At 36.8% G+C, this 2,827-nt stretch carries 2 protein-coding genes and 1 tRNA gene; all 3 read left to right on the top strand.

Annotation, left to right across the window (positions count from 1 at the left end; genetic code table 11):
* Positions 1–918, top strand: a 918-nt coding sequence (locus tag PLK24_RS10300; RefSeq protein ID WP_324478846.1) for a M16 family metallopeptidase, incomplete at its 5' end; no start/stop codon positions are given.
* Positions 915–2,162, top strand: a complete 1,248-nt coding sequence (locus PLK24_RS10295; protein WP_324478844.1) for a M16 family metallopeptidase — start codon at positions 915–917, stop codon at positions 2,160–2,162. The genes PLK24_RS10300 and PLK24_RS10295, both read left to right, overlap by 4 nt.
* A gap of 240 nt (positions 2,163–2,402) precedes the next feature.
* Positions 2,403–2,481, top strand: a tRNA-Pro gene (locus PLK24_RS10290).
* Positions 2,482–2,827 lie beyond the last annotated feature (346 nt).

Raw genomic sequence — 2,827 nt, 5'->3', positions numbered from 1 at the left:
AACAATCCACTTTTTAATCCGATTGATATCGAACGTGAGAAAAAAGTAATCATTCAGGAGATACATTTAGACGAAGACGATCCGGAAGAAAAACTCGCTACCACTCTTTATCATGAAGTTTTTTCAGGAACTCCTTATGAACGTTCAATATTGGGATCAAAGGATACCATTGCTCACTTGAAAAGGGAGAACTTTATATACCACCAGGAATACTTTTATCACCCCTCAAATCTTACCTTGGTAGTCTGTGGAGACCTACCTGAAAATCAGTTATTCGAGAAAATAGATCAATTTTACAAAAATGGGGGAAAACCACTGCAGAATTTGTTTAGCTCCTTTCCTCCTCTTCCTAAGGTACAAAGAAAAAGAATCGAAATCAACATGGACATACACCATCATTATGGAGCTATTGGTTTTTTGGGACCAGGAATTCGGCAAGATGATTTTTGTCTGCTCAAATTTTTATCAGTTATTCTTGGAGATGGAATTGACTCCCGTCTCAATGCCCGGCTGAGGGAAAAGGAACAGTTGGTTGACTCAATTCATACCAATTTTTCCTATTATCAAGAATCCGGGATATTCAGCATCATTTTCACCTTTGCTAATAGTGACCCTAAAAAAATTGAAGCTATAATTCAGGAAGAATGTGAATTGTTGTTAAATCATCCCCCTCAAGATATTGAAATTAAACGAGCTAAAAACCTTTTATTGAGTGGCTTTTATCATTCTATTGAAACTACCTTAGGAAGTGCCGAATTATTGGGGCGTTTAGATACTATTGATACTATTGATACCGTTTTTCGGTATTTGAAGAATATGCAAAATGTTCAAACCAAGCAGATAATTGATGTTTTAAAAAAATATCTTGATTTTAATTTTGCAGTAAGTGTTATTATCAATCCTGAGGATCATCGATGAACGAATTACAACAGCAGGTAGAAAAAGTACGCTTGAAAAATGGCTTAACCCTCTTATTTCTCTCTATTCCTGATTCTTTATTATGCTCAATCCATCTTTGCCTGGCTATGGGAAATTTATTCGAAAACGAAAAAGAAAGAGGCCTTTCAGCGCTTTTACAGGAGGCAATTGTAAAGGGGACCCAAACTAAAGATGCGATTACTTTCAATCGTGAAATTGAATCACTTGGCGCATCAATAGAAAGCTCATCAAATAGTTTTGTTGGAAAGATTGCCATTGAAGGACCAAACGAGCAAATATTTGCTATTCTTGCCCTTTTCTTCGAATTGATTAAAAGTCCAGCATTGAGAAAAGAGGAAATAGAAAAGGAAAAAAGATTTTTAATCGAGCAACTTGCTGCTCTTGACGACGATCCTCTCAAGGCGGCTCTTCTCCGTTTTAAAAAAGCGTTTTATGGAACTCACCCCTATGGGTCATCTACCCTTGGAGAACCTGATTGTCTGGAAACTTTTACTGAAAAAAAAATATTGGAATGGTATCGTCACTGGTATGTTCCAAATAATATGGTTATTGCAGTAGTGGGTAATTTTGATCTTAGCAAGATGAAAGATGTATTTCTGCATCAAATGGGAGAGCTCATTCCTCAAAAGGTAAAGCCTTTTAAGGAAGACAATTTTTATCCTTTATCTTTACGGATTGTTGAACAAAAGGATATTCAGGATAATTGGATGGTAATTGGTTACCGGGCACCTTCCCTTTTTGATGTTCGGGGAAGAACAGCTTTTGAACTTTTGTCGAACTGCTTAGGAGGGAGCATGTATTCCCGGCTTTTTTTGAAAGTTCGTGAAGAATTAGGATTAAGTTACCAAGTCGGTTCAATATATGTACCTTTTATTGGATCCTCGTTCATCTGCGCTTATGCTGGCTTTTCTTATCCATTCTTTGAGGAGATAATTCAGGTTTTTCGTAAGGAATTCAATAACTTAGTTTATATGAGCGCAACAGAATTTGAAGAAACAAAAAATTATACTCTTGGCATGTATTTGAGTCGTTTTGAAACCGTGTATTCACTCTCTTCAATGATATCTTTTTATGAAAGAATTGGTTTAGGATGGGAATTCCCCTTTAAATATCAAGAGTTAATTCAGGGTATGTCTCTGGAAGAGGCTTTAAGTATATATAGTAAGCATAAAGGGGAAGGAGAAACCTTAGGAGCAGTGGTTTCTTCTCAGATAAAAAAATAATTTGAAATATTTTTAAAAGAACTCTTGACATTCTTTAAAATAATTATATAATGTCCTTTGGAACAGGGCAGAGAAATTATAAAAGACTAAAAATAAAAATTTTAAAAATATAAAGAATCTTTCCCCTCCTTGCACTTATGGGGAGTTGGACGCTAGTCCAACTCCCCATAAGTGTTTTTAGGACTTTTTTCTTCAACATTATTGTTATTCACGTTAGATTTTGTTATAATCCATGATTGTCGGGGCGTAGCGCAGCTTGGTTTAGCGCACCTGCCTTGGGCGCAGGGGGCCGGAGGTTCAAATCCTCTCGCCCCGACCAGATAACTGGTGTTCCTTCACAACAATCCCTTTTAATCCATTCTGAAAATACAATTTCAACCAGTGAGATCCCTTTTTCTCCAGATCGTGAGTTCCTTTTACCATTTTGCTTTCAACCGGGAGATGTTCTGGGGGGAGAGACCCAGGGTGTCAGGACCCAGCATGGTTTGCAGGGCTTCGGGGAAGTTTTTGGTGGAGCTACCCAATTCAATTGACTAAATTAAATGCCTTTGTAGTATCATTGATTGAGGACGCACAATAAGTGGCCTCTATTCTAAGAGTTATCAAACAAAAGAGAGTTTTGAGAAGTAAGGTTGAATCATAATCTATAAAGCTATAGAATTATT

Source organism: Atribacter sp., assembly GCF_035418125.1.
GTDB classification, from domain to species: Bacteria; Atribacterota; Atribacteria; order Atribacterales; family Atribacteraceae; genus Atribacter; species Atribacter allofermentans.
Note: the sequence above shows the minus strand (reverse complement) of the source record. Positions and strands in the feature narration are given on the sequence as shown.

Bases quoted from the DNA above. Each gene is read 5' to 3' on its own strand.
- PLK24_RS10295 (WP_324478844.1), top strand. From the start codon at position 915: ATGAACGAATTACAACAGCAGGTAGAAAAAGTACGCTTGAAAAATGGC.